Source organism: Niveispirillum sp., assembly GCF_017996735.1.
Taxonomy (GTDB): domain Bacteria; phylum Pseudomonadota; class Alphaproteobacteria; order Azospirillales; family Azospirillaceae; genus Niveispirillum.
On record NZ_JAGOGJ010000093.1, the window covers coordinates 1 to 25844 of the forward strand.

Annotated in this window: 31 protein-coding genes; 16 read left to right on the top strand and 15 right to left on the bottom strand. The window is 64.6% G+C overall.

The annotated features are described in order from the left end of the window. Nucleotides 1–45: 45 nt before the first annotated feature. The 7 genes from KBA48_RS23020 to KBA48_RS23050 all read right to left on the bottom strand — a co-directional run bounded on the left by KBA48_RS23020 (nucleotide 46) and on the right by KBA48_RS23050 (nucleotide 5331). Nucleotides 46–801: an SDR family oxidoreductase gene (locus KBA48_RS23020; RefSeq protein WP_292910777.1), complete on the bottom strand. Its 756-nt coding sequence runs from the start codon at nucleotides 799–801 to the stop codon at nucleotides 46–48. A gap of 89 nt (nucleotides 802–890) precedes the next feature. Then, nucleotides 891–1871, bottom strand: a complete 981-nt coding sequence (locus KBA48_RS23025; RefSeq protein WP_292910779.1) for a GNAT family N-acetyltransferase — start codon at nucleotides 1869–1871, stop codon at nucleotides 891–893. A gap of 70 nt (nucleotides 1872–1941) precedes the next feature. Then, the gene (locus KBA48_RS23030; protein ID WP_292910781.1) at nucleotides 1942–2502 is read right to left on the bottom strand and encodes a helix-turn-helix domain-containing protein; all 561 of its coding nucleotides are present in this window, start codon (nucleotides 2500–2502) and stop codon (nucleotides 1942–1944) included. A 67-nt stretch (nucleotides 2503–2569) separates the two neighbouring features. Next, on the bottom strand, nucleotides 2570–3097 hold the full coding sequence (locus KBA48_RS23035) for a hypothetical protein (RefSeq protein ID WP_292910783.1): 528 nt from the start codon (nucleotides 3095–3097) through the stop codon (nucleotides 2570–2572). 141 nt (nucleotides 3098–3238) lie between these two features. Then, nucleotides 3239–3481: a phosphoribosylformylglycinamidine synthase subunit PurS gene (gene purS, locus KBA48_RS23040; RefSeq protein WP_054167928.1), complete on the bottom strand. Its 243-nt coding sequence runs from the start codon at nucleotides 3479–3481 to the stop codon at nucleotides 3239–3241. Nucleotides 3482–3666: 185 nt separating this feature from the next. After that, nucleotides 3667–4431, bottom strand: coding sequence for a phosphoribosylaminoimidazolesuccinocarboxamide synthase (gene purC, locus KBA48_RS23045; RefSeq protein WP_292910787.1), 765 nt, complete (start codon nucleotides 4429–4431; stop codon nucleotides 3667–3669). A 147-nt stretch (nucleotides 4432–4578) separates the two neighbouring features. Then, nucleotides 4579–5331, bottom strand: coding sequence for an NRDE family protein (locus KBA48_RS23050; RefSeq protein ID WP_292910789.1), 753 nt, complete (start codon nucleotides 5329–5331; stop codon nucleotides 4579–4581). A gap of 139 nt (nucleotides 5332–5470) precedes the next feature. On the opposite strand from KBA48_RS23050, the gene KBA48_RS23055 reads away from it, so the two are divergent. Further along, nucleotides 5471–5791, top strand: a complete 321-nt coding sequence (locus KBA48_RS23055; protein ID WP_292910791.1) for a DUF1476 domain-containing protein — start codon at nucleotides 5471–5473, stop codon at nucleotides 5789–5791. 25 nt (nucleotides 5792–5816) lie between these two features. On the opposite strand, the gene KBA48_RS23060 is transcribed toward KBA48_RS23055, so the two are convergent. Beyond that, entirely contained in the window at nucleotides 5817–6401 is a 585-nt protein-coding gene (locus tag KBA48_RS23060; protein WP_292910793.1) for a RecX family transcriptional regulator, read from the bottom strand. Nucleotides 6402–6501: 100 nt separating this feature from the next. Between KBA48_RS23060 and KBA48_RS23065 the strand changes: the two genes are divergently transcribed. The 4 genes from KBA48_RS23065 to KBA48_RS23080 all read left to right on the top strand — a co-directional run bounded on the left by KBA48_RS23065 (nucleotide 6502) and on the right by KBA48_RS23080 (nucleotide 9896). Continuing rightward, entirely contained in the window at nucleotides 6502–7305 is an 804-nt protein-coding gene (locus KBA48_RS23065) for an ABC transporter permease (protein WP_292910795.1), read from the top strand. Between the two features lie 25 nt (nucleotides 7306–7330). Beyond that, nucleotides 7331–8155, top strand: coding sequence for an ABC transporter permease (locus KBA48_RS23070; protein WP_292910797.1), 825 nt, complete (start codon nucleotides 7331–7333; stop codon nucleotides 8153–8155). A gap of 140 nt (nucleotides 8156–8295) precedes the next feature. After that, nucleotides 8296–9660: a DUF2807 domain-containing protein gene (locus KBA48_RS23075; protein ID WP_292910798.1), complete on the top strand. Its 1365-nt coding sequence runs from the start codon at nucleotides 8296–8298 to the stop codon at nucleotides 9658–9660. 17 nt (nucleotides 9661–9677) lie between these two features. After that, nucleotides 9678–9896: a hypothetical protein gene (locus KBA48_RS23080; protein ID WP_292910800.1), complete on the top strand. Its 219-nt coding sequence runs from the start codon at nucleotides 9678–9680 to the stop codon at nucleotides 9894–9896. A 4-nt stretch (nucleotides 9897–9900) separates the two neighbouring features. Here the strand turns inward: KBA48_RS23080 and KBA48_RS23085 are convergent, their stop codons facing one another. Then, nucleotides 9901–11403 (bottom strand): PAS domain-containing sensor histidine kinase, encoded by a 1503-nt coding sequence (locus tag KBA48_RS23085; RefSeq protein WP_292910802.1) that lies wholly within the window; start codon nucleotides 11401–11403, stop codon nucleotides 9901–9903. A gap of 163 nt (nucleotides 11404–11566) precedes the next feature. On the opposite strand from KBA48_RS23085, the gene KBA48_RS23090 reads away from it, so the two are divergent. The 6 genes from KBA48_RS23090 (at nucleotide 11567) to KBA48_RS23115 (ending at nucleotide 15819) form a co-directional block, all read left to right on the top strand. Beyond that, a complete protein-coding gene (locus KBA48_RS23090) occupies nucleotides 11567–12580 on the top strand; it encodes an NAD(P)/FAD-dependent oxidoreductase (protein WP_292910804.1) in 1014 nt (337 codons plus the stop codon). Continuing rightward, the gene (locus KBA48_RS23095) at nucleotides 12580–12771 is read left to right on the top strand and encodes a DUF1289 domain-containing protein (protein WP_292910806.1); all 192 of its coding nucleotides are present in this window, start codon (nucleotides 12580–12582) and stop codon (nucleotides 12769–12771) included. The genes KBA48_RS23090 and KBA48_RS23095 overlap by 1 nt, the downstream gene beginning before the upstream one ends. 168 nt (nucleotides 12772–12939) lie before the next feature. Continuing rightward, nucleotides 12940–13965, top strand: a complete 1026-nt coding sequence (locus tag KBA48_RS23100) for a hypothetical protein (protein ID WP_292910808.1) — start codon at nucleotides 12940–12942, stop codon at nucleotides 13963–13965. 196 nt (nucleotides 13966–14161) lie between these two features. Continuing rightward, complete coding sequence (locus KBA48_RS23105; RefSeq protein ID WP_292910810.1) at nucleotides 14162–14722, top strand: sigma-70 family RNA polymerase sigma factor; 561 nt, start codon at nucleotides 14162–14164, stop codon at nucleotides 14720–14722. Next, entirely contained in the window at nucleotides 14719–15381 is a 663-nt protein-coding gene (locus KBA48_RS23110; protein ID WP_292910812.1) for a ChrR family anti-sigma-E factor, read from the top strand. Before KBA48_RS23105 ends, KBA48_RS23110 begins: the two co-directional genes overlap by 4 nt. A gap of 99 nt (nucleotides 15382–15480) precedes the next feature. Continuing rightward, nucleotides 15481–15819, top strand: a complete 339-nt coding sequence (locus tag KBA48_RS23115) for a hypothetical protein (RefSeq protein WP_292910814.1) — start codon at nucleotides 15481–15483, stop codon at nucleotides 15817–15819. A gap of 6 nt (nucleotides 15820–15825) precedes the next feature. On the opposite strand, the gene KBA48_RS23120 is transcribed toward KBA48_RS23115, so the two are convergent. Further along, nucleotides 15826–16509 (bottom strand): dihydrofolate reductase family protein, encoded by a 684-nt coding sequence (locus tag KBA48_RS23120; RefSeq protein ID WP_292910816.1) that lies wholly within the window; start codon nucleotides 16507–16509, stop codon nucleotides 15826–15828. 349 nt (nucleotides 16510–16858) lie between these two features. Between KBA48_RS23120 and KBA48_RS23125 the strand changes: the two genes are divergently transcribed. Beyond that, nucleotides 16859–17644, top strand: coding sequence for an ABC transporter substrate-binding protein (locus KBA48_RS23125; protein WP_292910818.1), 786 nt, complete (start codon nucleotides 16859–16861; stop codon nucleotides 17642–17644). A gap of 110 nt (nucleotides 17645–17754) precedes the next feature. On the opposite strand, the gene KBA48_RS23130 is transcribed toward KBA48_RS23125, so the two are convergent. The 4 genes from KBA48_RS23130 to KBA48_RS23145 form a co-directional block, all read right to left on the bottom strand. Next, nucleotides 17755–18132 (bottom strand): VOC family protein, encoded by a 378-nt coding sequence (locus KBA48_RS23130; RefSeq protein WP_292910820.1) that lies wholly within the window; start codon nucleotides 18130–18132, stop codon nucleotides 17755–17757. Between the two features lie 83 nt (nucleotides 18133–18215). Further along, nucleotides 18216–18833 (bottom strand): RdgB/HAM1 family non-canonical purine NTP pyrophosphatase, encoded by a 618-nt coding sequence (rdgB, locus tag KBA48_RS23135; RefSeq protein WP_292910822.1) that lies wholly within the window; start codon nucleotides 18831–18833, stop codon nucleotides 18216–18218. Next, nucleotides 18830–19804, bottom strand: a complete 975-nt coding sequence (locus KBA48_RS23140) for a DUF2971 domain-containing protein (protein WP_292910824.1) — start codon at nucleotides 19802–19804, stop codon at nucleotides 18830–18832. Before KBA48_RS23140 ends, rdgB begins: the two co-directional genes overlap by 4 nt. 8 nt (nucleotides 19805–19812) lie before the next feature. Further along, a complete protein-coding gene (locus KBA48_RS23145; protein WP_292910826.1) occupies nucleotides 19813–20055 on the bottom strand; it encodes an AbrB family transcriptional regulator in 243 nt (80 codons plus the stop codon). Nucleotides 20056–20377: 322 nt separating this feature from the next. Here KBA48_RS23145 and KBA48_RS23150 point away from each other — a divergent pair, with 322 nt between their 5' ends. Beyond that, nucleotides 20378–20653, top strand: coding sequence for a type II toxin-antitoxin system RelE/ParE family toxin (locus tag KBA48_RS23150; RefSeq protein ID WP_292910828.1), 276 nt, complete (start codon nucleotides 20378–20380; stop codon nucleotides 20651–20653). 47 nt (nucleotides 20654–20700) lie between these two features. Here KBA48_RS23150 and rph read toward each other — a convergent pair whose 3' ends face one another. Further along, nucleotides 20701–21420, bottom strand: coding sequence for a ribonuclease PH (gene rph / locus KBA48_RS23155; RefSeq protein ID WP_292910830.1), 720 nt, complete (start codon nucleotides 21418–21420; stop codon nucleotides 20701–20703). 155 nt (nucleotides 21421–21575) lie between these two features. Here rph and hrcA point away from each other — a divergent pair, with 155 nt between their 5' ends. The 3 genes from hrcA to KBA48_RS23170 all read left to right on the top strand — a co-directional run bounded on the left by hrcA (nucleotide 21576) and on the right by KBA48_RS23170 (nucleotide 25570). Continuing rightward, nucleotides 21576–22613 carry a heat-inducible transcriptional repressor HrcA gene (gene hrcA / locus KBA48_RS23160; protein WP_292910832.1) on the top strand — a complete coding sequence of 346 codons (1038 nt, stop codon included), beginning with the start codon at nucleotides 21576–21578 and terminating at the stop codon, nucleotides 22611–22613. A 250-nt stretch (nucleotides 22614–22863) separates the two neighbouring features. Next, a complete protein-coding gene (grpE, locus tag KBA48_RS23165; RefSeq protein WP_292910834.1) occupies nucleotides 22864–23445 on the top strand; it encodes a nucleotide exchange factor GrpE in 582 nt (193 codons plus the stop codon). Between the two features lie 316 nt (nucleotides 23446–23761). Next, entirely contained in the window at nucleotides 23762–25570 is a 1809-nt protein-coding gene (locus KBA48_RS23170; RefSeq protein ID WP_292910836.1) for a DUF885 family protein, read from the top strand. The last annotated feature ends 274 nt before the right edge of the window (nucleotides 25571–25844 follow it).

Sequence of the window (25844 nt, forward strand, 5' to 3'; positions counted from 1 at the left end):
GGTTACCCCGATTTCACGGGAACCGACCTGACGGCCGGGCCGTGATCACAACATCACGGCGCCGCCGCAGGGGCTGATGCACTGGCCGATCATGTGCTGGGCGTCGTCGGAAGCCAGGAACAGGTAGGCGGGGGTGACATCGTCCACGCTGCCCAGGCGCTGGCTGGGCAGGGCGCGGCGCAGCACCTCCACCCCCGCCTGGGCCACGGGGTTGCCGGCCTTGGGATCGATGGCGCCGGGGGCGACACAATTGGCCGTGACGTTGCGCGGGCCGATATCATGGACCAGGCTGCGCGTGAAGCCCAGCAGGGCACCGGCGGCGGCACCATAGAGCGTGTAGCCCGGCGCCCCGTGATAGGCCACATCCGACACGGTGGAGACGATACGCCCGTAATTCTGGGCAAACATCAGCGGCAGCACCATGCGCGTCACCATAAAGGCGGAGCGCACATTGGCCGCCATCACCAGATCGAACTGTTCGGCCGTGGTGTCGACGAAGGATATGGCCGGCCGCAGCCCGGCATTGTTGACCAGGATATCGACCCGGCCCAGCCCCGTGACCGCCGTTTCCACCAGCCCATAGGCCCCTTCGGCATTGGTGACGTCGGCGCGCAGGGACAGCACGCGGCGGCCCATCCGTTCCAGATCACGCGCCAGATCGCCGACGGCCGTGCGCTGGCCCTCTTCCTCGAAATGCAGGACAAGGTCGGCGCCCTCGCGGGCGAAGGCCAGGGCGACGGCCCGGCCGATACTGTTCCCGGCCCCCGTAATCAGGGCCACACGATCCTTCAGCCGCGGCATTTCCCACTTCCCCCGATGGCTTTGACATGGGCGCATCCTGACCATCGCGCGCCTCAGCGTCAACCTGTACGGGCGACAGGGGAAAAAGCCTACAATATCTTGCCCAGGCAGGCCGATTCGGGCCTGTCTTCATAGGGGCCGTAATTGGCGATGATCCGGTATCCGTGGCGGCGATAGAAGGACACCGCCCGATCATTGGCCCAGCGCGTCTCCAGCACCAGCCGTCGATATCCCAGCCTGCGTGCCCCCTCCTCCAGGAAGCACAGGATGGCGGCCCCCACGCCGGGGCTGCCGGGCAGGGCATACATGCGCTTGATTTCCCCCACCTCCGCGTCGAAGGGGCGAAGCGCGCCACAGCCGGCGGGTTTCCCGTCCAGCCGGGCCAATGCGAACAGCGACCGGTCGGCGACATCCTCCCACCCGGCCAGCCCCCGGCGCCCATCGCTGCCGAACCGGGCCAGCAGATCGGCCGACAAGGCATCGATCAGGGGCGTGGCCTCGGGATCCTCCGGATGTGCCGCCGCGATCACCAGCCCCGGCGGGCGCTGGGGCAACGGGCGGTACATCACATGGGTGGCATGGCTGGTGCCGTCGCCATTCAGGGCATAATCCGGGATGATGCCGCAGCTCTGCCAGCCCAGCCGGGTGTAAAGCCATTCGGCATCGTCACCCACCCGCGTATCCAGCACCAGCAGCCGGCGCGCCTGTGCTCGCGCCAGTTCCTCCGCCCGTTTCAACAGGGCGGCGGCGATGCCCTGGCGGCGGGCCTGCGGATGTACCAGCATCTTGGCGATCTCCGCCCGGTGCGTGCCGTTCACCTGCGGTGCCAGCGCCAGGGTGACCGTGCCGACAATGTCCCCGGCCTGCGTGACGGCCAGCAGGATCTGCTTCTCCCCCGTCCTCACCGCGTCCCCCTGCCCCCGCCAGAAGGCGGCGGCCTGGTCCAGGTCCAGCGGCGGGATGAAGCCGACGGCGGCGCCATTCATCACACAGGCGCGCAGCACCTGGGCAAGCGCCGGGATCGCCGCCGCATAATCATCTGCGGTGGCCGTCACGATATCAAAACGCATGGAAATGCCTGTGCTTTTAGTTTGCCGTGTGATTCACGGTCCAAATGACGCCATTTGAACCGATCGCGCGTCAGGGGCGGGTGATGGCGATGATGTAGCGGGCGGGACCATCGCCCAGGCTGTGGAAGCGCGACGCGCCATAGAGCCGGAACCGCAGGACGTCGCCCGGCTCCAGCACATGGGCCACCCCGTCCAGCCGGTATTCCAGCCGGCCTTCCAACAGCCAGATATGCTGTTCCAGCCCCGGTACCGGCGGAGTGTCATAATCGATGATGGTGCCGGCCGGCAGGGTGCCGTGGATCAGTTCCGTCTCCAGCCCCGATGCGGGCGGAGAGAGAGAGCGGCGGACAAAGCCGTTGGACGGATCCGTCCAGACCGGCTGGTCCGCCGCCCGGATCAGCAGGGCGGGTTCTGCCTCCACCTCTGCCAGAAGGCGCGACATGGGGCGGCCATGGGCCGCGCAGAGGCGGCCCAGGAGGCTGGCCGTGGGGCTGGTCTCCCCCCGCTCCAGCCGCGACAGGGTGGCCTTGGGCACGCCGCTGCGCGCCGCCAGATCATCCAGTGACCAGCCGGCGTCACGGCGCAGTTGGGCCAGACGCGCGGCCAAGCGTGTGTCAATGTCATGTTCCATAAATGAGATTTAATCCCATTCATGGAACATGTGCAAGGCAAATCAGAGATGGGCGAGCGGTGATCGGTTACTTTACCCGGCGGACCTTGATGATGCCGGTGACGCCGTCGATGGTCATGGTGAAGCTGCCGACAATCCCCTTCTCGATTTTCACCATCTTGCCCGGCTTGGCATTGGCGATGGAGCGGGCGACGACCTGGGTCCAGACCTGACCATTATCCAGGGTGAAGCTGTAGCGGTCGATGGTTTGCTGGCTGACGGAGACCAGCTTGGCCGTGATGGCCTCCGCCTCTTCCGCCACCGCACCGGGGGCATCCTTGCGTTCGATCCGTTCAGCGCCGAAGGCCTGTTCACGGGTGACGGGCGGTGCGGGCGGGGGCGGGGGTGCTGCGGCGACGCCCGGCGGCGGGAGCGGGGCCGCGCGCAGGGCCGGAACCGTGCGGTCGAAACAGGCCAGCCGTGCGGTGTTATCGACAATCCCCAGGCATTTCAGCACCTCATCCTGACCGGCGGCCAGGGCCGGTGCGGTCACGGACAGGGGGGCCGCCAGGACCAGGGCGGCGGCAAACAGGCGGGACAGGCGGATAGCGCGCATCGGGTCTTGTTCCCAGCAAGGAGGTTTTCCGGAACCCTGGCCGCAAACGCCCCCCGCCGACAAGCAAAAAGGGACGCCCGCAGGCGTCCCTTTCCATTGGTGGTACTCTTCCCATGCCCACCCTGCGGCAGGCCGCCAGGATCAGGCCACCAGTTCGATCGAGTAATTCTCGATGACGGTATTGGCCAGCAGCTTGCGGCACATTTCCTCGATCTGGGCCTTGGCCTTGGCCGGGTCGGTCTCCGCGACCTCCAGCTCGATCAGCTTGCCCTGACGGACTTCACCGACGCCATCGAAACCCAGGTTGGTCAGGGCGTGGCCGATGGCCTTGCCCTGCGGGTCCAGCACGCCGTTCTTCAGCGTCACAACGACCTTGGCCTTCATGGGAGGAACCCTTTTCAGCAATGGTGAGGGGATACCAACCTGCCGAAGGCTGCCTTCGGCGGGTTGGAGGCCGACGACTGCCGGCCCGCGCCACGTGGCGCGTAAGCCAAGCCGCCGGATGGCGGCGCTCGGCGTTTGAGGGCCAGCCAGATCCCGGCCACGGGATCTGGCTGGAAAAGCATAACTTACTGTACCAGCTTGGGTGCCGTATGGTCGCCGGGGCCGGCCTCGGGCAGGATGCCCAGGCGGCGGGCCACTTCCTGATAGGCCTCGGCAACATTGCCCAGGTCCTGGCGGAAACGGTCCTTGTCCAGCTTCTCGTTGGTCTTGGCGTCCCACAGACGGCAATTATCCGGGCTGATCTCGTCGGCCAGGATGATGCGCATCTCTTCATTTTCGTACAGGCGGCCGAACTCCACCTTGAAGTCCACCAGCTTCAGCCCGATGCCCAGGAACAGGCCGTTCAGGTAGTCGTTGATGCGCAGCGCCAGCGACAGCATGTCGTCCAGGTCCTGCGGGGCGGCCCAGCCGAACGCCGTGATATGCTCTTCCGACACCATCGGATCGCCCAGTTCGTCGTTCTTGAAGTAATATTCGACGATGGAGCGGGGTAGCGGCGTGCCTTCGGGAATGCCGAAACGCTTGGTCAGGGACCCGGCGGCGATGTTGCGGACCACCACTTCGATCGGGATGATCTCCACCTCGCGCACCAACTGCTCACGCATGTTCAGGCGGCGCACGAAATGGTTGGGGATGCCAATCTCGCCCAGCTTCTGCATCAGATATTCGCTGATGCGGTTGTTCAGGACGCCTTTGCCCGTGATCGTGCCCTTCTTCTGGGCGTTGAAAGCGGTCGCGTCGTCCTTGAAATACTGGACCAGGGTGCCAGGCTCAGGGCCTTCATACAGGATCTTGGCCTTGCCTTCGTAGATGCGCCGGCGTCGCGTCATGGGTCTGGTGTCCAGCAATCGTTCCAGCCAAAGGGATACGGACCCGCATGGCAAAACCATCGGGTCCGGTCTCAACCCTATAGCAAGCAACGCGGTCCGGCACAACGAAACCAGCGATGCGGGCGGGTCAGTGCTGGGTGGCTTGGATCAGAGGGCGACCGGTTCGAAGGGCACCAGATCGGGCCGCCCGGCGGCGAAAAGGAAATGCGGCTTCGTGCCCAGCCGGTCGATGGAGGGCAGCGCCACCAGCGCCGAACTGCCCGTCTCGAACCCGCCGGGCGTCACGATGCACATGGCACCGCGCGGGCCGGCCTCCCCGTCCCAGATGCGGCAGCCCAGCAGTTCCGGCCAGCCGCCCCAGTCGCCGGCCACCGGATCGGGAACCTTGCTGTTCTTGAACAGCGGCTGGAAAAAGCGGATGCGGGGATGGTCCTTATCGTTCAGGTCGGAGGCCGCCAGCATGGAAAGCCCGTCGGGAATGGGCAGGCAGCGCACCCGCGCGCCCTCGGCCGGCAGCGACAGCCAGAAGGCATCACGATTGTCGGCCACCACCAGATTGAAGGGCCGGTAGGCGCGGCCATCCAGATGCTGAAGCATCTCCGCGGCGCCGGCCGCGTCGGCATGGTCCAGCGCGTCCAGCACCAGTTCGCCCCGCGACCGCTTGCCCGCCTGCGGCCCCAGCGTGCCCTCGCGGTTCAGCACGGTGGCGACAACGCCATTGTCGTTCAGGCCCAGCCAGGACCCGCCCGCCGTCTCGTCCAGGCCGGCAACCAGTTCCGGCCGGTCGGGCCAGTGACGGCCGGGCGGCTTCCATGGCCTGCCCTTCATTTCGTCCCGGTTGCCCGCCAGCAGCAGGGGCCAGTCATGGCCGGGGCGACGCAAGATAACGACTGTGCACATGGCTGCTTTGACCTTCAAAAAGCTATAATGGCTCACCATCCTAAAGGTGAGGGGAGCATGTCAGGTGATGGCTTATGTCACATCTGGCGTATATAAGGTCCACGGCTTATCGGTTCGACCCGACTGCAGAGGATAAAAAATGACGACGTTCGATGAACGCGAACAGGCCTTCGAAAACAAGTTCAAGCATGACGAGGAACTGCTGTTCCGCATTAATGCCCGCCGGGCCAAGCTGGCCGGCCTGTGGGCTGCGGACCTGCTGGGCTTGAGCGGCGATGACGCGGCGGCCTATGCCAAGCAGATCGTCACCGTCGATTTCGAGGAGCCGGGCCACAAGGATATCGTCCGCCGGCTGCTGACCGATTTCAAGGCCAAGGGCGTGGACGTTTCCGAACACCGCATCGAAAAGGAACTGGACATCCTGCTGGAAACGGCCCGCAAGCAGATCCAGAGCGAATAGGTCCAAGGATACCGTGGACGGGGCCTCATGGCCCCTCCATCTCTTCCCTGTCAATGACGCGCCGGGCCGTTTCAAGGTCGAACCCGGCCCGCGCCATCGCGGCGATATCCTTGTCCCGGCGTGTCCGCGCCTCGTCATCCGACAGGCCACGGTCGGGGCGGAAGCCGCCCAGCCGGCGGCGCCTTGCATAGGCAAGTGCCGCGTTCCATTCCGCCTCCCCCTCGTCCGCCCCTTCCAGGCTGGACAGGGCCTTGTCCACCTGATCGCCGTCCAGGCCCTTGGCCATCAGCTTCTGGCGGATCACGCGGGTGGACCCGCCGCGCCGCTGCAGGCCCGACGCCTTCATCTCCGCATAAAGCCCGTCATTCAGCAGGCCGGAGCGCAGATAGCGCGTGATCAGCGCGTCGACCCATTCGCGACCCTCCTGCGGGTCGGTGCCATGCGCCCGGGCCGAGGCATCGACGCGGCGCAGCAGCAGCCGGCGCAGATTGGCCGACGAACTGGCGAACCGCTCCAGGTAATGCAGGGCCGCCCGGTCCAGATAGGCAGGATTCACCCGCTTCACCTTGCGTTCGCGGTTCCCGTTCTGCCCACCCGTGTCGTCCGTCACTGCCGATCCCTCCGCCTTCCGGCAACATTGCCGCCGCCCCTTCGCCCGTATAGTGTCGGGCGCCATAACTCCGCTGCCCCGGACAGGTCCCAGAACAGCCATGTCGCAACCGACCATCCCCATGCCCCGCGCCGTCGGCGCCGTCAACTGGATCGGGCTTGCCACCCTGATCCGTAAGGAAGTGCACCGGTTCCTGAAGGTCTGGGTCCAGACCGTGGCGGCGCCGGTGGTGACGACGCTGCTGTTCTACGCCGTCTTCGCCCTGGCGCTGGGCGGCGTGGTGCGCAAGGTGGGCGACGTGCCCTTCCTGCTGTTCCTGGCGCCCGGCCTGATCATGATGGCCATCGCCCAGAACGCCTTTGCCAATTCCTCCTCCTCCATGCTGGTGGCGAAGGTGCAGGGCAATATCGTGGACGTGCTGATGCCGCCCATCTCCGCCCTGGAACTGACCAGCGCCTATGTCATCGGCGGGGTGGTGCGCGGGGCCATGGTGGGGCTGGTCACGGCGCTGGCCATCGCGGTGTTTGTCCCGCTGCAATTGCATTCCATCGGCTTCATCCTGTTCCACGGGGTGGCGGCGGCGTCGCTGCTGGCGCTGCTGGGTCTGATCGGCGGCATCTGGGCTGACAAGTTCGACCATATGGCCGTGGTCACCAATTTTATCGTGACGCCGCTCTCCTTCCTGTCAGGCACCTTCTATTCCATCGACAGTGTGCCGCCAGCCTTCCGCTTCATCGCGCATCTGAACCCGTTCTTCTATTTCATCGACGGCTTCCGTTACGGCTTCATCGGCCAGACCGACGGCACGCTGGTCACCGGCATCGTGGTGATGCTGGGCACCAATCTGGTGCTGGGTTTCGTCGCCTGGCGCATGATCGCCAAGGGCTACAAGCTGAAGGCGTAAGGCGCTTCGGAAGGGAGTGCAGGTCATGAGCATGCAACAGACGCGCGGCCCCGCCGGCGCCTTCAATCCCGGCATCAGCCGGCAGGTGCCCGCCTTCCACTGGGTGGCGTTCCTGACGCTGTGCCGGCGCGAGTTGCGGCGCATGGTGAAGATGGCCGCCGCCTTCCTGATCGCGCCCGCCCTGATGGCGGCCATCTATTTTGTCTGTTTCCTGTTCGGCCTGGGCGGACAGCGCGGCACGCCGGAGGGCGACGCCGTGCTGTCCTATCTGGTGCCGGGCCTGATCATGCTGTCGATCCTGCTGCGCGCGGCGGAGAATGGCGGCTTCATGCTGCTCTACAGCAAGATCGAAGGCCATATCATCGATGAACTGATGGCCCCCATCGGCGCGCGCGAAGCGGTGCCCGCCTATCTGCTGGCCGGGCTGGTGGCCGGCATGGGCAGCGGGCTGGTCGTCTGGGTCGCCTCGCTGTTCTTCTGGCCCCTGCCCGTGGCCCATCCCGTGGCGGCCATCGGGTTCGCGCTGGCCGGCGCGCTGCTGATGGCGCTGTGCGGTTTGCTCTGCGGCATGGCCAGCACCAAGTGGGACCATATCTCGGCCTATTTCACCTTTCTGTTCACGCCGCTTTCCTTCCTGTCCGGCCTGTTCGCGCCGGTGGACAAGATGCCGGAGAGTTTTGCCGCGCTGGTGCGGCTGAATCCGCTTTATCATGCGATGGAGGGGTTCCGGCACGGCATCCTGGGTGGGCCGATGCCCTGGGGCTCTGCGCTGTTCCTGGCCATCGTCATTGTCCTGCTTTATGCGCTGGCAGCAAAGCTTTATGCATCGGGCTGGCATATGAAGAGTTAAGCGTTGGTAACAGGCGCGCTATCATCGGTTACCCTGGACGCATTTTTGTAACCCCCCTGCAAATGCGGCGGACAGGCGGGTTTGGCAGCCGCATTATCCAAGGCGAGATCACGGAACCGATGACACGCAGGAACCGACCCATGGATGGCGCCTATTCCTCTGCCCCGCCCGCCAGTCTGTCCAACCGCCCGCGCCTGACGCCGGGCGTGCCGGCGGGGGGCATCGCCGCCATTCTGGTGGCCCTGGGCGTCATCGGATGGAGCCTGGCATCGGGTGACATCGACAGGGGCGACCATGGCCTGCATGTCAGCTTCGATATGCCGGACGCGCCCGAGCCGCCGGAACCGCCTGAGCCCCCGGAGCCGCCGGAACCCCCGGAGCTGCCCCGCGCCTTCAACGCGCCCGATGTGCGTGTGAATGTCGATGTCAATCCGCAGATGGTGGAGCGGGCCGTGCGCGACGCCATGCGCGGCGTTGATATGGATGCCACCCGGATGCAGGCGCTGCGCGAGGCGCAGGCCAGTATGACGGAGGCGCGCCGAGAAGGTCTGGCCCAGGCCCAACGTGAACTGGCCGCCGCGCGCGAACGCCTGCATCGCGAAGGCAAGGACGTGCCGGCCATTGCCGACGGCGCCTTGCGCATGGCGGAGATGGGGGTGGCCGCGGCCGCCGGCGCCGCCAGCGGTGTTGCCGCCAGCAAGGCCGGGGCCGAAACCGGCGAAGGCAGCATCATGCAGTCCTTCGATGCGCCCAAGGGCGTGCAACTGGTCAATATCGGTGGCGATATCAATATCGAGCGGTCCAGCCGCGCCGACAAGGTGCGGGTGGAGATCGACAATGGTGCCAGCGCCCTGGATCTGGACGTGAAGGATGGGGTGCTGACGCTGCGCGGCCGCACCGACCCCAATGTCAGCCATACCGAAATCCGCCTGATCATGCCCCCCGATACCGACCTGACCGTGGCGGGTCTGTCCGGCGACCTGTCGATCAGCGGCCGGTCGGATGCGAAACTGTCGGTGCAGTTGCTGCGTGGCGACGTGTCGGCCGAACGGGTCGGCGCCCTGTCGGTCGATATCCTGGAATCGGGATCGGTGTCGGTGGAACGGGTCTATGGACCCGTCAATTTTAATGTCCAGGGTTCGGGCGAACTGTCCATCGAACGGGTGGAATCGGCGAAGCTGGATGTGAAGGGTCACGCCACCATCTCGCTGGGCCGGGTGGAGAATGGGCTGGCCATCGCCATTCCCGGTTATGCGGAAATGGATATCGGCCGGGTCAACGGCCCCGTGCGTGTCGATTTCCCCGGTACCGGCCGTATCACCATCGGCGATGGCGAAGCGGAGGTCGAAGCCCGCATCAGCGGTGCCGGCAGCTTCGAATTCAACGGAACCGCCGTCAATCCGATGGTGCTTGCCTCTGGCGGCGGCAATGTCCATATCGCCCGGCACAAGGGCAAGGCCAATGTCCGCAATACCGGTGGCGGCAACACCTATGTCGGTGATTGAGGGGGCGAGGGGTTGAGGTGACGGCACGCCGCCCCCCGCCAAAGCCGCCCGGCGCCATCGGTCCCGGTGACGACGCACTGGATGGCCGCATCCGGCAGGGGGAGATCGAGCGGCTGCGCCGTCAGGCCGTCGACCATGGTTTCAAGGAACAGGTGCAGCGCGCCGCGCGGGCCAAGGGCGAAGACCCCTACCAATTGCTGGCCGAAGCCATCAAACGCCTGCTGCGGGGGGAATAGGGGGCTAGCCCCCCGCGACCGACCGCAGGAAGGCCATCGGCATGGATTGCACGCGGGCCGGCGGCAGGGTCACGGTCACCAGGGTGCCGTGGTCCAGCCGGCTTTCCAGGCGGGCATCGCCACCATGCAGGCGGGCCAGCGCCAGAACCAGCGGCAGGCCCAGCCCCACGCCGCCGGCACTGCGGGAATGCCCGCTTGCGATCTGGCGGAACGGTTCCATGGCCGTGGCCATATCCTCTTCCCGCATGCCGATACCGGTATCGCGGACATAGAGGGACAGAGAGCCGTTCCCCTCCACCCGCGCGCCGCAGACGACCTTGCCGCCGCTGGGGGTGAATTTGACGGCATTGGTCAGCAGATTGTTCAGGATCTGTTTCAGCGCCACCTCGTCGGCGCGTACCGGCGGCAATTCCGCTTCCATCTCCGTTTCCAGCAGCACGCCGCCCTTGTCGGCCCGTTCGGCCACCATGCGCAGGCTGGACCGGATCAGCCGCGGCACATCCACCAGCTTTTCCGACAATTCCTTCTTGCCGGCCTGGATGCGGGACAGGTCCAGGATGTCGTTGATCAGGGTCAGCAGCATCTGGCCGCTATCATGGATGTCATGGGCATATTCGCGATAGGCGGGCTGGCCGATCGGCCCCATGGCCTCCGTCGCGATGATCTCCGAAAAGCCGATGACGGCGTTCAGCGGCGTGCGCAGTTCGTGCGTCATGTTGGCCAGGAATTCGGATTTGGCGCGATTGGCCATCTCCGCCGCGTTCAGGGCCTGTTCCACAGCCAACCGGTCGCGCCGCCATTGGGTGATGTCGCGCACGCTGCCCTGGAACGCGACGGCCCGCCCCTCCGCATTGCGGATGATGCGGGCGGAGATGGCGACCCAGAACCGGTCGCCGTCGCGCCGTCGCAGTTCGACCGGCACGCTTCCCACCTCCTCCTGCGTCAACAGGGCCTGGGTGATGGCCTCCCTGTTTTCCTGATCGGAATAGAAGCTGACGGTGGCGTCGCTCACCTCCGCCTGTAGCTGTTCCAGCCCGTCATAGCGCAGCATGGTCAGCAGGGCCGGGTTGGCCGACAGGAAACGGCCGGCGATGTCGATGGTGAACATCCCCTCCATCGCCGTTTCATAGATCGCGCGGTATTTCTGCTCCGACTGGCTCAGCCGGTCCAAGGCCAGTTGCTGGCGTGCCACCTGCGCCACCAGGGCGGCATTGGCGGCCCGCAGTTCATCCTGTTCACGCCGCATGTCCGACCGTTGTTGCCGCGTCGTCTGGGCGATGACCGCCAGCAGCAGCAATACGGCAAGACCGGCGCAGGCCAGCGTGGCGGGCTGCCATGGATCGATGCCGGCGGGCAGCACCACGTCCGGGCGGATCAAGGCCAGGGCAAGCACGCCCAGCCCGGCCAGCGTCAGCGACAGGGCCAGCCAGGGGAAAAGGACCGATGCATACGCCCGGGAGCGTTTCGGTCTATGGGGTGGCCGTTCTGCGCCGGTCGTACCGTCCATCGCCTGCTCGCGGCCAGATCATTTGCGAGAGGGTATCATCACCGCCCCCTGGTGTCATGGCGCACAAGCATAGTATTGGCTGATGATCGGATATTCGGGGCTGGACAGAGGGCGGATGCGCCCCATCTGGCAGCCATCGCGATCCGCAACCCATGGCGCCCGCATGACCGACAAGAATTTCGTTTCCACCGCCATCATCGGCGCCGGTCTGGCCGGGCTGTCCACAGCCCTGGCCTTGTCGGCACGCGGCCTGCCCGTCACCCTTTACGACAAGGGGCGGGGGCCGGGCGGGCGGCTGTCGGCGCGGCGGGCCGGCGACTGGCGCTTCGACCATGGCGGGCAATTCGTAACGGTGCGGGACCCCGGTTTCCGGACGGTGATGGCGGACCTGCTGGCCGATGGCCACGCCGCCGCCTGGGACAGCCATATCGTGCGCCTGTCGCCCGATGGCGGGGTGGAACCGCATCGGGTGGAACGGTTCGTGGGCACGCCCGGCATGAACGGTATCATCCAGGGTCTGATCGCGCGTCTGCCCGACAGTGCCCGCCCGCGTTTCGGCGCACGTGTCACCGCCATCTCGGGGGTGGCCGGCCACTGGTGGCTGGTGATGGAGGATGGGACGAGCGAGGGCCCGTTCGCGCGGGTGGTCCTGGCCATGCCGTCGGTGCAGGCGGCCGACCTGCTGCGCCCCGTGGCGCCCGCATTGGCCGGCCGGACCGATGCGGCCGTGATGGCCCCCTGCTGGGCCCTGATGCTGGGCTTCGACCAGATGGTGACCTTGCCCTGGGACGCGGCCTTCATCGCCGGTGCCGGCGGCGATGACCGGCCCCTGTCCTGGATCGCCCATGACGGGGCCAAGCCGGGGCGGGGTAACCGCGCCGGCTTCGTGGCCCATGCCGCCCCCGACTGGTCGGCCCGGCATCTGGAGGAAGCGGCCGATCAGGTCGGGCCGGCCCTGCTGTCGGCCTTCCGCGCGGTCACCGGGATCGCGGCTGAACCGGCTTTCCTGGCGGCACATCGCTGGCGTTATGCCCTGCCCACGGTTCCGCTGGCCGAGGGCTTCCTGTGGGACGCGAAACTGGGCATCGGGGCCTGCGGCGACTGGTGCCTGGACGCGCGGGCCGAAGCCGCCTTTGTCAGCGGCGCCCGGCTGGCCGCCATCATGGGGGACGTGTGATGGAAGGGCAAAATCCCGTGGATTACGTGCCCAGCCCCTGCATCCGCCGCTGCGACCTGGACCGGAAGCGGCAATATTGTCTGGGCTGCAAGCGGCTGCTGGAAGAGATCATGCGCTGGGGGGCGATGACCCCGGACGAACGCCGCGCCGTCTGGGCTCGACTGGGCAGGAGTATCCCGGAAGGACCGTGAGCGGCGGCAGAATCCACTAGGCAAAAAGCGCCGGGTCCCTGGCGAATGGCAAGGGGGGCTTGCGGAATGCAAGGCAGTGTTTGGCGCTAACCCATTGAAATTAATTAAATCACCTTCTCTGGCCCGTCCCTTGCTTCTCCATCCCCGTTACCAGCAGCGGGGGTCCCCATGGACGGCGGCGCGCATCTTCGTTTCATTGCTTCCGGCGACAATCAGACGGACGCCGATGGCAGTTTTGCCCAGCAATACCGGCAGGCCCATGCCAAGGCCGGCCTGTCGCGTCTGGGTGTGGGGTCCATCCTGGATTGGTTGACCCGGCGCGGCGGCGATGCCCAGGGCATCGACATGCTGCTGGAGGATGGCGCCCCCCTGACATCCGACAATCGCGACCGGGTGAAGGGCAATCTGTTCCTGTCCTTCCTGTTCCATGATCTGCGTGACCGGTTGCGCGGCCATATGGATGCGGCCCGCGTCGCTGGCACCGGCCCCTTTGCCCCCTTGCCCGCTGGCCTGTCGCAGCCGCAGAAACTGAACTGGCTGCGCGCCCAGGCCTGCATCAGCCTCAATCAGGTGCTGGACGAATGGGCCGTCGCCCTGGCCGGCAAACCGGCCCCGGCCTGCCCCTTTGCCCGCATGGCCCGTTTTGCCCAGGGTTTCTTCAAGGGTTCGGCCCTTTATGCCCGCGCCGACCATGACATGGTATCCATCTCCAAGACGGGCAGCAACACGGCGCTGCATATGTGTTTCAGCCTGGTGGAGGCGTCGCTGCATCTGGGCCTGGACCTGCCGGTCGAACCCTGGCGCGACGCCATGTGGCGCAGCCGCAAGGAACTGAAGACGCTGGCCGCCGGCAGCCTGGGCATGATCGTCACCTTCCTGCATGCCTCCAAGCTGGAGCCGGAGGGTGAAAGTGCCGTCAACCCGACGACGGGCGAAGCCTGCGCGTTCCGCATCGAACATGCGGCCGATGGTGTCCGCCTGCGCCTGGACGGGCGGTCGATCACGCCGTTCAGCACGGGCAATGACCGGATCTATACGGGCTGCCCCGCCTTTCATGTTTCGGGCATGATCGAGATGTACCTGGACTGGGTGCTGGACCTGGCCATCCACCACGGCCTGCACGCCCCGGAACGCCCGCTCTATGATCGGCCCTGGCCGCAGCGCTGGACCGACACTGCCGCCGCCGCGGATTAAAAAAAATCGTACAACCGGTCTCTTGCCGGTGATCCGGGGTGCCCCATCCTTCGTATCCATTGGCATGGAACAAGGTGGCCTCTATAGTCCGGGCGTGCTCGGACGGACCGGACGCGGCGGAAAGGCTGCCGCGCGGTCCGTTCTTGCCGTCAGCAGGACAAAACCGCCGGATATGCAAGCCGACGACAGAGCCGAGATGGACCGGCTGAACGGCCTGATGTTGCGCGTTGCGCGACAGCGGGACCGGCAAGCCTTTGTCACCCTGTTCCAGCATTTCGCCCCCCGGCTGAAATCCTTTCTGCTACGCGCAGGGATGGAAGCGGGAGCGGCGGAGGAGACGATCCAGGACGTGATGGTCACGGTCTGGCAGCGGGCCGAGACATTCGACCCGCGGCTGGCCGCGGCCGGAACCTGGATCTACGCCATCGCCCGCAACCGGCGTATCGACCGGTTGCGACGTGATCGGCGTCCTACCTTCGATCCGAACGACCCGGCCCTGGTGCCGGACGAGGCGGACGGATCGATGGATACGATGCTGGCAGAGGAACAGGCGGCGGCATTGCACCGGGCGATCCGGGAATTGCCGCCCGAGCAGGCGGAACTGTTGAGGATGGCCTATTTCGAAGACAAGGCGCACAGCGCCATCGCGGAGGAACGGCGGTTACCGCTGGGCACCGTGAAGTCGCGGCTGCGCCTGGCGCTGGCCCGCCTGCGCAAGGCCATGGCCAGCGGCGACCCCACGGGGGAAACGATATGACCCACAACCCGCATCATCATCCGGGGACCGACCTGTTGCTGGCCTATGCCGCCGGCACGCTGTCGGAGGCGCCCAGCCTTCTGGTGGCCACCCATCTGGCGCTCTGCCCGCGCTGCCGCGCGGAAGTGGCGGGCATGGAAGCCATCGGCGGTGCCCTGCTGTCCGACGCTGATCCCGGCACGCCGGTCAGCGCCGGCCTTCTGTCCAATGTTCTGGCCCGCCTGGACGGGCCGCCCCTGGCCGAAGCGCCGCGCCGACGCAGCATGGCGCCCGGCCCGACGCCTGTCCTTCCGGAACCGCTGCGGTCCTATATTGGCGGTGATATCGACCGTGTCCGCTGGCGCCGCACCATCCCCGGCCTGCACGAAGCCGACATTTCCTGTTCGGGCGGCTCGGTGCGCATGATGCGGATCCGGCCCGGCATGGGCATGCCACAGCACACGCACCATGGTGATGAATTCACGCTGGTGCTGCAGGGCGGCTTTACCGATGCCAGCGGCCATTTCCTGCGGGGTGACTTCGCCGCGACCGACCCCAGTGTCGATCACCGGCCCGTCGCTGACGAGGACGGGGACTGCATCTGCCTTGCCTTCACCGACGCCCCGCTGCGCCTGACGGGCCGTTTCATGCGCTGGCTGAACCCGTTCATGCGGGCGTGACGGGGGCAGGGCAGCGGCGGGTATCTTCAGGAGAGGTGGGAACAAAGACGCGTCGATCCCATTTCTGTTATAATGGGTTTATCGATGATGAGGCCCGCCATGTCTGCTTGTACCCGTATTGTCCCCCTGTCCCTGCTGATCCTGGCGCTGGTCGGGCCGGCGGCCGCGCAGCAGGCCAAACCGCAGCCGGAAGTGATGGACGAGGTCATCGTGACCGCGCCGCGCAATGGCGAACCCGGTTTCCAGGAATCCCAGGAATACCATCAGCAGGAATATCAGCGCCTGCACGCCATGTTCGGAAAGCCGATGGCGGCGCAGCCACGCGGTGATCAGGTGTTCGCTGCCGGCGGCACCATGAACGGACCCAATAACCGTTCAGCCGCGCGTGACCAGATCCAGAACGCCCCGCGCCTGCGCGATACGCTGGCCGCCGATTGATCCCGTTCAACCGGCCAGCACGCGCGGGTCGGTATTTTCCATGTCGATGACGGCCACATTGCCCAGGGTACGGGTGGACAGGATGCGCAGCCTGTTGTCCGGCCCGTGCGGATAGAAGGCGGGACCCGCCAGCCGGGGGGCGCCGGCCCGGCCCAGAAGGAAGGGCGCCACGGCCACGCGCAGCCGATGGAAGGCGCCGGCGGCCAGAAACTGCGTCAGCACCTGGCACCCGCCCTCCACCATCAGCCGCCGCACGCCCATCCCGTCCAGCCGGGCCAGGATGCCGGCCACACCGTCCGCCGCCGCCACGCCGATCACCGTCGCGACCGTGCCCAGCCGGGCGCGGGCGGCGGGCAGCGCCTCTTCCTCGCACAGGACGACAACGGGGCCACCCTTCTGGAAAAACGCGGAATCGGGATCAAGATCGCCGGAAAAGGTCACGACCACCTTGGTCGGGTGATCCGGCATCCCCCGTGCCCGGCGGGCCGCCAGCAGTTCAGGATAGCGCACGGTCAGCCGTGGCTGGTCGCGCCGCACGGTTGCGGCCCCCACCAGGATGGCATCGCAATCAGCCCGGACCGCATGCATGTCGTGGCAATCCTCCTCGCTGGACAGGATCAGCCGCCGGCCGCAATCGCTGTCGATATGCCCGTCCAGGGACATACAAACGGACAGATGAACCCATTCCATGCGCCGCATCCTTTTTCCATACGGGTTCATGAACAAGGCAAACCTGTGGCGGGTTCCCTGCCGCCCCCCCTCGGGAGGCCCGGTATTTCCGGGATTTAGGGGGTACCAATTCCGCGGACATCCCGGCGCGTCACCGGGATAACAAAAACAACGGCCGTCATGCCCGCCCCGACAGGGATTGAGGGTGGGGCGTGGGCCCGTGTCTGTCCAGTGCAGGAGGGGGCGCGACGGTGAAGTTTTTTGCCCGCGTCCGGGCAAACCTTCCGGTCAGGTCTTGCGCCATTGACAGGCATTCCCCGCCTGATTACCAACCCTGGCTGATTTACAGCCAAAGAAGTGGAGAATGGTGATGCGGCGGTTGGTCGGGTGTTTCACGGCGGTCGGTCTGGTGGCGCTGTCGATGGCGGGTTTCGCCGTCGGGGCCGGGGCTGCGGAGGTGAAGCTGCGCGCCGACGGTTGGTGCCCCTATAACTGCGAGCCCGGCAACCGCCCTGGCTACCTGATCGATATCGCGAAGGCCGCCCTGGAGCCGGCCGGGCACACGGTGGATTACCAACTGATGCCCTGGACCGAGGCGCTGGCCGCCGCCGCCGCCGGAACCGTGACCGGTGCCGTCGGGGCCACGCGGGAAGAGGCACCGACCCTGGTCTATGCCACCACTCCGCTGGGCCTGTCGCGTCCCACCCTGGTCATCCGCAAGGGCAAGGAAACCAAGGATTTCAAGGTCACCAACCTCGATTCGCTGAAAGGCCTGCGCTTCGGGTCGATCAAGGATTATTTCTACGCCACGGAAGTGAACGCCTTCATCGATGCCAACAAGGGATCGGCCAATCTGGTGCAGGTGACGGGCGACAATGTGACCGAGGATCTGGTCAATATGCTGATCGACGGCAAGCTGGACGCCATTGTCGAGGACAGCAACGTCGTCGATTACCTGCTGGAATCGAAGGGTTACCGTAACCTGTTCAACTATCACGCGCTGGGCGAGAAGGCGACCGTGTCCATCGGCTTTTCGCCCAAGGACCCGAACAGCGCCACCTATGCCAAGCTGATCGATGCCAAGCTGGCCGAACTGCGCAAGAACGGGCAGCTTACCGCCATCCTGGAAAAATACGGCATGAAGGACTGGCAGTGACTGTCCGGCGGTTCGGGGGAAATGCCCCGAACCGCCGGCCCCGGTATCATAAGCGTGTCAGTAAATCCTGACTTCGGCGGTTCGGGCCGCCGCCGCGCCAGTCGGCCGTATCAGACCGGCCCGGTCATCAGGAAGGCGTTCAGCTTGTTGCCGTCCGGGTCGCGGAAATAGGCGGCATAGAAACTGTCACCGCGCGGGCCCGGCGGCCCTTCGCACGAACCACCCAGAGACAGGGCGATATCGTACAGGCGATGGACCTGTTCCTTGTCCTTGGCTTCGAACGCCACCATGACGCCGTTGCCGACTGTGGCGGCGTTGCCGTCATAGGGCTTCATCAGTGCCACGCCGGCGCCGCCGCCGGGCGTGCCCCAGGCGATGCCCGTCGGGAATTCCATCATGCGGCTGGTGCCCAGTTCCTTGGCGATCGCGTCATAGAACGCGGCACCGCGTGCCAGGTCGTTCGTTCCCAGCGTCACATATCCGATCATTGTTTTCCCCCAATCATTCCCCCGCCGCGTCTGACGGGGTGGTGGGAACAATACCAGAACATTTGGGGGAATCCGACTCCTTTTCAGGCGCTTCGGAAGCAGCGGGCCTTCAGCTTGGCGAAGGCATCGGCGCGGTGGCTGATGGCATGTTTCAGGTCGGGGTCCATCTCCCCGCAGGTGATGTCATGACAGTCGGGGATAAAGATCGGGTCGTAGCCGAAGCCGCGCGTGCCGCGCGCCGGGAAGGTCAGGCGCCCCGGAAACCGGCCCTCCACCGCCTCCACATGCCCGTCGGGCCAGGCCAGGGCCAGGGCACAGATGAAGGCGGCGCGGTCGCCCTTGCGGTCGGGTGATGCCTCCAGCGCCAGCCGGACCTTCTCCATGGCCAGGGTGAAATCCTTGGCCGGCCCGGCCCAGCGCGCGGAATAGACGCCGGGGTCGCCACCCAGCCCGTCGACCGACAGCCCGCTGTCATCGGCCAGCGCCGGCAGGCCAGAGGCAAGGGCAGCCGCCCGCGCCTTCAGCATGGCATTGCCGATATAGGTCGTCTCCGTCTCCTCCGGCTCGCCCAGACCCAGTTCACCGGCACTGGGGAAACGGCGGACATGATCCTTCAACAGCGCCGCAATCTCCGGCACCTTGCCCTTGTTGTGGGTTGCGATCACCAGCGTGTCACCGGTGAAGAGGCGGGGGATCGTCATGAGAGGGCCCTTGTTGCAGAAGCGTGTTCAATATATGGTGTGGAGGATTTTGTCACTTCTACTCCATCATCGACCACGGATTTTATTTCGTGAAATAATTCACTTTGTTTTTCTCCAGGAGAAACGATTATTCTTTTAAGTGGAATTTTTTTACGGAATTTGCACTCTATGTACCTTCTTCCGTCAGGCCTATTTTTTATTTCCTTTATTTTCAATGAAATTTCTGGTCCGTGCTTTTCGAGTATACTTTTGAGTTCTATGCTTGCCGGAGATAAAACGGCTCGCACCTCGCACTCCTCTCTAAACCCAACATGTTTGAATTTTACTGCACATTTTAGATATTCTTGGATTAATTTATGAAACACACTTTCGGGATCAGGGTGGGTACTCTCAATCAAGGCCGCGTCTAAAGCTAATTCAGCTAAAAGATTGTGGTCATTTTGGAATTTTTCCCGATCAACTCCATAATTCACATCATGTATGCCAAAATGATTATATAAATAACTATCTCGTTCGCCTGATAATATATCGTGGAGGGCATCTCTATCAAATACCAGGCAATATCCACTTCTGCCATATGCTCTCCATTGACTTAACATACCGTTATAATATTCATAGCTACTATTATCATGACTGCAAAACGACATTATGAACGGATCAACTGCTCTTGGCAGTCTTTCTTTACCATCAAATAGAATTCCTCTAAGGGTTTCAATTAATTTATTAGCTTGATAGGTGGAGGCCTTGCTTATCCCGCGTTTGGTGCAGTTTTTCTTTATTTCCTTTCTTCTCTCTTTTGTGAATCGTTTGAATACTATATCCAGAGAATCTGAAAGATTGTGCAAAAGAAAATCATCTATATGTCGTATCTCCGTTGTGTCATTCATCGTATCGTAGCCACTAAACCAAAATGAATTTCCGCCCACTATGCTTAATTCCGCATCTTTCCCCGTATAGTGAAAGAGTTCCATGGCCGCACCTATTGAGTTGTCAGAATATTAATTTGACGTGTTCGATCAAACATTAAATAGCTCGGGATCGTGCCCTTGAGGGATCGCAGTTTCTCTATCAGAGGGGGCGCATCCACCTTGGGGAAAACTTCAAGCATGTGAATCCGGGCAGCGTGGATATCGACCTCATAGCCTTTCTTCAACGCCAGCTTCTGCATCACATCTTCGGGAAGGCGTACGGCCAACCCATCGTCCCACCGTGCCAGCTGCATCACGGCCTCCCGATCACGCTGAGGTTATTATAGCCCCATCATTTGGGAAGATAAATCCGCTGCCCACAAAGATGGTTGGCGATACACATTGCCACTAGCCTTGGCGGGAACGGCAGCATCATGCTAGCATCAACACATGGATGGACATTCACAACCCGTCAGCACCCCTTTGCCGGACGATGTTGAACAGGCCCTGCGCGTGGCGGAAGCCAGCGTGCGGGAGCGCCGGGTTGTGGATCACGCCCATGTGCGCCGGTGGTTGCTCTCCTGGGGTGCGGCAGATGAATTGCCGGCGCCAAGCGGCCGTTCTTCCTGATTGGCGATGCCAATCACCTGGACAGCGGAGGCCATTGGCGATCTTCAAAGCATCAGGCTTTACATCGCAGACTTTAACCCTGCGGCAGCGGAGGGCATGGCCCGACGTCTGCTGGATGCCGCTGAGGGGCTGGTCCTCTTTCCGGCGCGTGGTGAAAGGGTCGCGGGAAACCGGCGACGCCTGAGTACCGTGCCACCTTACAGCATTTACTACATGCTGGAGCAGGAACAGGTAGTGATCCTGCGCGTGCTTCATGATCGCCGGGACATTTCGGCCCTCTGACCCGTACCCTTGCAGGCCCCATGCCTGCAGGATACGGGCGTCTGCCCTTACATCCCCAGCGCCGCGCGCTGCAGCGCCGTCAGTTCGCTGATGCCCTTGCGGGCAAGCGCCATCAGGGCCATGAACTCGACCTCCTCAAACGGCTTGTCTTCGGCCGTGCCCTGTATTTCCACGATGCCGCCGCGGCCGGTCAGCACGAAATTGGCGTCGGCGCCGGCATTGCTGTCCTCCGGATAATCCAGGTCCAGGACGGGCACGCCGTTATAGATGCCGCAGGAAATGGCGGCGACCTGATCGATCAGGGGGATGGTGGACAGCGTGCCCACGCGCACCAGATGCTGAAACGCCAGATGCAGGGCGACATAGGCGCCGGTGATGCTGGCGGTGCGGGTGCCGCCATCGGCCTGGATCACGTCGCAATCGACCTTGATCTGCACCTCGCCCATGGCCTTCAGGTCGGTGACGGCGCGAAGTGACCGGCCGATCAGGCGCTGGATTTCCTGGGTGCGGCCCGACTGCTTGCCCTTGGCGGCCTCGCGGTCGGTGCGGGTATGGGTGGAACGCGGCAGCATGCCATATTCTGCCGTGACCCAGCCCTGGCCCTTGCCGCGCAGGAAGGGCGGCACCTTTTCATCGACGCTGGCGGTACACAGCACATGCGTGTCGCCGAACTTGACCAGGCACGACCCTTCCGCATGGCGGGAGAAATTGGTCTCCAGGCTGACAGGGCGGAGCTGATCGGCGAGGCGGCCGGAGGGGCGGGTCATGATATCTTCCATGGTCTTGGGATGTCCGGCCCCCGTCATAGCAACGGGTGTGCGTCCACGTCCAGCCATGGCATGGCGGCCCCTCCATTGATTTGGCCTTGAACCACCACTACTCTCCTGCAACGAGGCAACGGCAAAGGACCGGTGCGAAAGGCATGATCAGCGAGCTGAACCAGCGGTCGCGGGAGATTTTCCGCCATATCGTGGAAGCCTATGTCCAGACGGGGGAGCCGGTAGGGTCACGCACCCTGTCGCGGCGCCTGACGGCCACCCTGTCGCCGGCCACCATCCGCAATGTCATGGCGGATCTGGAGGAGCTGGGCCTGCTGATCGCCCCGCACACATCGGCCGGGCGCATCCCCACCGATGCCGGCCTGCGCATGTTCGTGAACGGGCTGCTGGAGGTCGGCGACCTGACGGAGCGGGAGCGGGAGGATATCGAGGCCACCTGTTCGGCGCGCGGCCGGTCGGTGCCGGAGGTGCTGGAAGAGGCGACCAATCTGCTGTCGGGTCTGTCATCCTGCGCCGGTCTGGTGCTGGCGCCCAAGACGGACCGGCCCCTGAAACATATCGAATTTGTCAGCCTGTCGCCGGGCCGGGCGCTGGTGGTGCTGGTCACCGAGGATGGGCTGGTGGAGAACCGGGTGGTGGAGGTGCCGACCGGCCTGCCGCCATCGGCGCTGCAGATGGCCAGCAACTATCTGAACGCCCGTGTCGTGGGCCGCACCCTGGCGGAAGCCCGCACCTTCATCCAGAAGGAACTGGAGGATCAGCGCACGCAACTGGACAGCCTGACCCAGAAGGTGGTGCAGACGGGGCTGGCCACATGGTCGGGCGCGCGGGGCAGCCAGGGCTATCTGATCGTGCGCGGACAGGCCAAGCTGTTGGAGGATGTCACCGCCATTTCCGACCTGGAGCGTATCCGCACCCTGTTCGAGGCGCTGGAAACCCGCGAGCAGATGCTGCGCATGCTGGACGCGACGGGCAAGGCCGAAGGGGTGCAGATCTTCATCGGGGCGGAGAATGACCTGTTCTCCCATGCCGGCTGTTCGATGATCGTAAGCCCCTATGCCAACACCAAGGAACAGATCGTGGGTGCCATCGGCGTGATCGGCCCCACCCGCATCAATTATGCCCGCATCATCCCCATGGTGGACTATACGGCAAAGCTGATCGGCCGGCTGATGGGGTGAACGGAAGCCGTCAATCGGCTTCTGGTTCGGGGACGACCGCCGCCGCGCCGCTCCCCTGCGGCATAGCCGGGCCGACGGATGTTGGCGCCGGCTGAACGGTTCCGATCGGCAGGAACGCGTATGTGTCCCCTTGCGATAAGGGGGGAGGGCACCCTATTTCTGGGTTGCGGCATCTCGACAGGCGGCTCAATCCCGCCTAAACCAGAGAGCCATTTCCATCCCCTGTATGATCCCAAGGGCAAGTTCCGCGATGACCGACACGATCAACACCCACGAAAGCGACCCCAACGCCGAAGCCGCCCCCCAGGCCGGAACGACAGAGGCCGGTGCCGACGGGGCCCGAGTCGCCCAGTTGGAGGCGGAGGTCGCGTCCCTGAAGGACCAGGTGCTGCGCACACTGGCGGAGACGGAGAATGTCCGCCGCCGGGCCGAGCGTGAGCGCGAGGATACCGCCAAATACGCCGTGGCCAAGTTTGCCAAGGAACTGCTGGCCGTGGCCGACAATCTGCGCCGCGCCGTGGAGGCCGTGGGCGACGATGTGCGGGCCGAAAACCAGGCCGTGGGCAACCTGCTGACCGGCGTGGAAGCCACCGAACGCCAGCTTCTGGCCGCCTTCGACCGCGCCGGCATCGCCAAGGTGGAGGCGCTGGGCGCCCCGGCCGATCCCAATTTCCATCAGATCATGATGGAGATCGAGAATACCGGAAAGCCGGCCGGCACCGTCGTCCAGGTGCTGCAGGCCGGATACACGATCCATGGCCGCCTGCTGCGCGAGGCCATTGTCGGCGTCGCCAAGGGGGATGTCAGCGCGCATGTGAATACCAGCGCGTAAACGCGTCGCCCGTCACAGTGAACGCGATCACCCCTGTACGATCGGCGTCAATAAATTCTGGTTCGTCATGATTTATACCAAGAGCCATGGAACATGGCTCTTGGTCTGTGCATTCGCCCTCACGCGCCGGGCGCCGCCATCCGGCGGCCCGCATCCGTCCCGGGGCGGAAAATTCCGGAATTGGTCCGCAGCGGGCCGCCCGAATTGGCCCCCTACCTTCTGCGCCATTCGGGCCAATCTCATCAAGTCCTTGACCTGGAAGCCAAACCGGGCACCCTGCTTTCATCGGACGTGAATAATAAACGGGTGTGCTTCCATGATTTCTCGCCGTCATCTGCTGGCGCTGGGCGGGGGTACCGCTGCGCTGGCCCTGCTGCCTGCTGTCGCCTTCGCCGCCGAAGGTCCCGCCGACCAGGCACTTTACGCTTTCTTCAAGGAGGTGTTCGAACGCGACGTTGCCGCCAATCCGTTGCGGGCCATGCAGTTGGGCCGCAAGACCGGGTACGATCAGCTTGATGATGTCAGCGAGGCGCGGGCCCTGGCCGATCTGGAACAGACCAAGGCCGATCTGGCCCGGCTTCGCCGTGACTTCCCCCAGGACAAGCTGTCGGCGACGGCGCGCCTTTATGCCCGCCTGTTCCAGGAACGGGCCGAAGACCGGATCGGGGATTTCCCCTGGCGCCATCACCAGTACATCCTGACCCTGGTCAGCGGGCCGCACACGAACCTGCCCGTGCAGATGATCAATCAGCACAAGGTGGAGAGCAAGGAAGACGCCCTGGCCTATATCGCGCGGCTGCGGCAATTCCCGCGCTATTTCGGGCAGATCGAGGAGAGGCTGCGTCTGGCCGATGCGGCCGGTGTGCTGCCGCCGCGTTATTTCTTCCCCGACCTGATCAGCACCACGCGCAACCAGATCAAGGGGCGGCCGATCGAACCCGACGCCACCGTCGACGCCCCGCTTTATGCCGACCTGACGGGCAAGATCGCCAAGCTGACCCTGTCGGACGCGGACAAGGCAGCACTGGTGGAACAGGCCCGGGCCGCCATGGTCGACGCCGTGGCCCCCGCCTTCCGGTCGCTGATCACCTGGCTGCAGGGGGTGGCGCCGCGCGCCAATCCCGACCATGGGGCCTGGCGTCTGCCCAAGGGCCAGGAATTCTACGCCTCCTGCCTGAAGCGCTGGACCTCCCTGCCGCTGACTGCCGATTACATTCACAAGACGGGTCTGGCCGAGGTCACGCGCATCCATGGCGAGATCCGGGCCATCATGAAGCAGGTGGATTTCAAGGGCAGCCTGGCCGACTTCTTTGAATTCACCCGCAGTGACGACCGTTTCTATTTCCCGGATAGCGAGGAGGGGCGGGAGGCCTATCTGGCCCAGGCGCGCCAATATGTCGACGCGATGAAGGCCAAGCTGGATCTGGTCTTCAACCTGAAGCCCAAGGCGCCGATGGAGGTGCGGGCCGTGGAGAAGTTCCGCGAGAAATCCACCTCCAGCGCCTTCTATAACGGCCCCTCGCCGGACGGGTCGCGACCCGGCATCTATTATGTCAACCTGTCCAACATGCGCGCCCGCCCGCGTTTCGGGCTGGAGACGCTTTCCTATCACGAAGGCATCCCCGGCCATCACATGCAGGTCGCCATTTCCCAGGAACTGGAGAGCGTGCCGGATTTCCAGAAATTCGGCGGCGGCTATTCCGCCTATGGCGAGGGCTGGGCGCTCTATACGGAGCAACTGGGCAAGGAAATGGGCTTCTTCCAGGACCCGTACAGCGATTACGGGCGGCTGGTGGCGGAGCTGTGGCGCGCCGTGCGGCTGGTGGTGGACAGCGGCATCCATGCCAAGCGCTGGGACCGGCAGCAGGCCATCGATTATTTCGTCAACAACACGCCCATGGATCGCGACGGCGCAGCGCGGGAGATCGATCGCTATATCGGCTGGCCCGGACAGGCCACCAGCTACAAGATCGGCATGCTGAAGATCCTGGAACTGCGCGAGGCCGCGAAGAAGCGCATGGGCGCGCGGTTCGACATTCGCGGTTTCCATGACACCGTCCTGAAAAACGGTCGCCTGCCCCTGCCCATTCTGCAGGAACAGGTTGAGGCTTGGTCCAAGGTGTGATGACATGAACCGGGCCGGTTCGCGCGATCCGGCCCGGTTATCGCCTTAAATGTTGAGGCTTGTCTCAATGATTGCGCGGGATCAGGTCCGATAACCGCCAGCCATCCCGGTGGGGGCGTGATAGGCAGGGATCAGGCCCACCCCTCCCGCCCGGACCCTTTTCCATGCGCCTGTACCTCTCCACCCTTTCCACCCCCATCGGCCTGTCCCTTATCGTGACGGATGGGGCCGGCACCCTGCGTGCCCTGGATTTCGAGGATTACCGGCCGCGGAT

Coding starts and splice junctions, on each gene's coding strand:
- KBA48_RS23020 (WP_292910777.1), bottom strand. CDS start 801: ATGCCGCGGCTGAAGGATCGTGTGGCCCTGATTACGGGGGCCGGGAAC.
- KBA48_RS23025 (WP_292910779.1), bottom strand. CDS start 1,871: ATGCGTTTTGATATCGTGACGGCCACCGCAGATGATTATGCGGCGGCG.
- KBA48_RS23030 (WP_292910781.1), bottom strand. CDS start 2,502: ATGGAACATGACATTGACACACGCTTGGCCGCGCGTCTGGCCCAACTG.
- KBA48_RS23035 (WP_292910783.1), bottom strand. CDS start 3,097: ATGCGCGCTATCCGCCTGTCCCGCCTGTTTGCCGCCGCCCTGGTCCTG.
- purS (WP_054167928.1), bottom strand. CDS start 3,481: ATGAAGGCCAAGGTCGTTGTGACGCTGAAGAACGGCGTGCTGGACCCG.
- purC (WP_292910787.1), bottom strand. CDS start 4,431: ATGACGCGACGCCGGCGCATCTACGAAGGCAAGGCCAAGATCCTGTAT.
- KBA48_RS23050 (WP_292910789.1), bottom strand. CDS start 5,331: ATGTGCACAGTCGTTATCTTGCGTCGCCCCGGCCATGACTGGCCCCTG.
- KBA48_RS23055 (WP_292910791.1), top strand. CDS start 5,471: ATGACGACGTTCGATGAACGCGAACAGGCCTTCGAAAACAAGTTCAAG.
- KBA48_RS23065 (WP_292910795.1), top strand. CDS start 6,502: ATGTCGCAACCGACCATCCCCATGCCCCGCGCCGTCGGCGCCGTCAAC.
- KBA48_RS23070 (WP_292910797.1), top strand. CDS start 7,331: ATGAGCATGCAACAGACGCGCGGCCCCGCCGGCGCCTTCAATCCCGGC.
- KBA48_RS23075 (WP_292910798.1), top strand. CDS start 8,296: ATGGATGGCGCCTATTCCTCTGCCCCGCCCGCCAGTCTGTCCAACCGC.
- KBA48_RS23085 (WP_292910802.1), bottom strand. CDS start 11,403: ATGGACGGTACGACCGGCGCAGAACGGCCACCCCATAGACCGAAACGC.
- KBA48_RS23090 (WP_292910804.1), top strand. CDS start 11,567: ATGACCGACAAGAATTTCGTTTCCACCGCCATCATCGGCGCCGGTCTG.
- KBA48_RS23095 (WP_292910806.1), top strand. CDS start 12,580: ATGGAAGGGCAAAATCCCGTGGATTACGTGCCCAGCCCCTGCATCCGC.
- KBA48_RS23100 (WP_292910808.1), top strand. CDS start 12,940: ATGGACGGCGGCGCGCATCTTCGTTTCATTGCTTCCGGCGACAATCAG.
- KBA48_RS23105 (WP_292910810.1), top strand. CDS start 14,162: ATGGACCGGCTGAACGGCCTGATGTTGCGCGTTGCGCGACAGCGGGAC.
- KBA48_RS23110 (WP_292910812.1), top strand. CDS start 14,719: ATGACCCACAACCCGCATCATCATCCGGGGACCGACCTGTTGCTGGCC.
- KBA48_RS23115 (WP_292910814.1), top strand. CDS start 15,481: ATGTCTGCTTGTACCCGTATTGTCCCCCTGTCCCTGCTGATCCTGGCG.
- KBA48_RS23120 (WP_292910816.1), bottom strand. CDS start 16,509: ATGGAATGGGTTCATCTGTCCGTTTGTATGTCCCTGGACGGGCATATC.
- KBA48_RS23125 (WP_292910818.1), top strand. CDS start 16,859: ATGCGGCGGTTGGTCGGGTGTTTCACGGCGGTCGGTCTGGTGGCGCTG.
- KBA48_RS23130 (WP_292910820.1), bottom strand. CDS start 18,132: ATGATCGGATATGTGACGCTGGGAACGAACGACCTGGCACGCGGTGCC.
- rdgB (WP_292910822.1), bottom strand. CDS start 18,833: ATGACGATCCCCCGCCTCTTCACCGGTGACACGCTGGTGATCGCAACC.
- KBA48_RS23140 (WP_292910824.1), bottom strand. CDS start 19,804: ATGGAACTCTTTCACTATACGGGGAAAGATGCGGAATTAAGCATAGTG.
- KBA48_RS23145 (WP_292910826.1), bottom strand. CDS start 20,055: ATGCAGCTGGCACGGTGGGACGATGGGTTGGCCGTACGCCTTCCCGAA.
- KBA48_RS23150 (WP_292910828.1), top strand. CDS start 20,378: ATGCCAATCACCTGGACAGCGGAGGCCATTGGCGATCTTCAAAGCATC.
- rph (WP_292910830.1), bottom strand. CDS start 21,420: ATGACCCGCCCCTCCGGCCGCCTCGCCGATCAGCTCCGCCCTGTCAGC.
- hrcA (WP_292910832.1), top strand. CDS start 21,576: ATGATCAGCGAGCTGAACCAGCGGTCGCGGGAGATTTTCCGCCATATC.
- grpE (WP_292910834.1), top strand. CDS start 22,864: ATGACCGACACGATCAACACCCACGAAAGCGACCCCAACGCCGAAGCC.
- KBA48_RS23170 (WP_292910836.1), top strand. CDS start 23,762: ATGATTTCTCGCCGTCATCTGCTGGCGCTGGGCGGGGGTACCGCTGCG.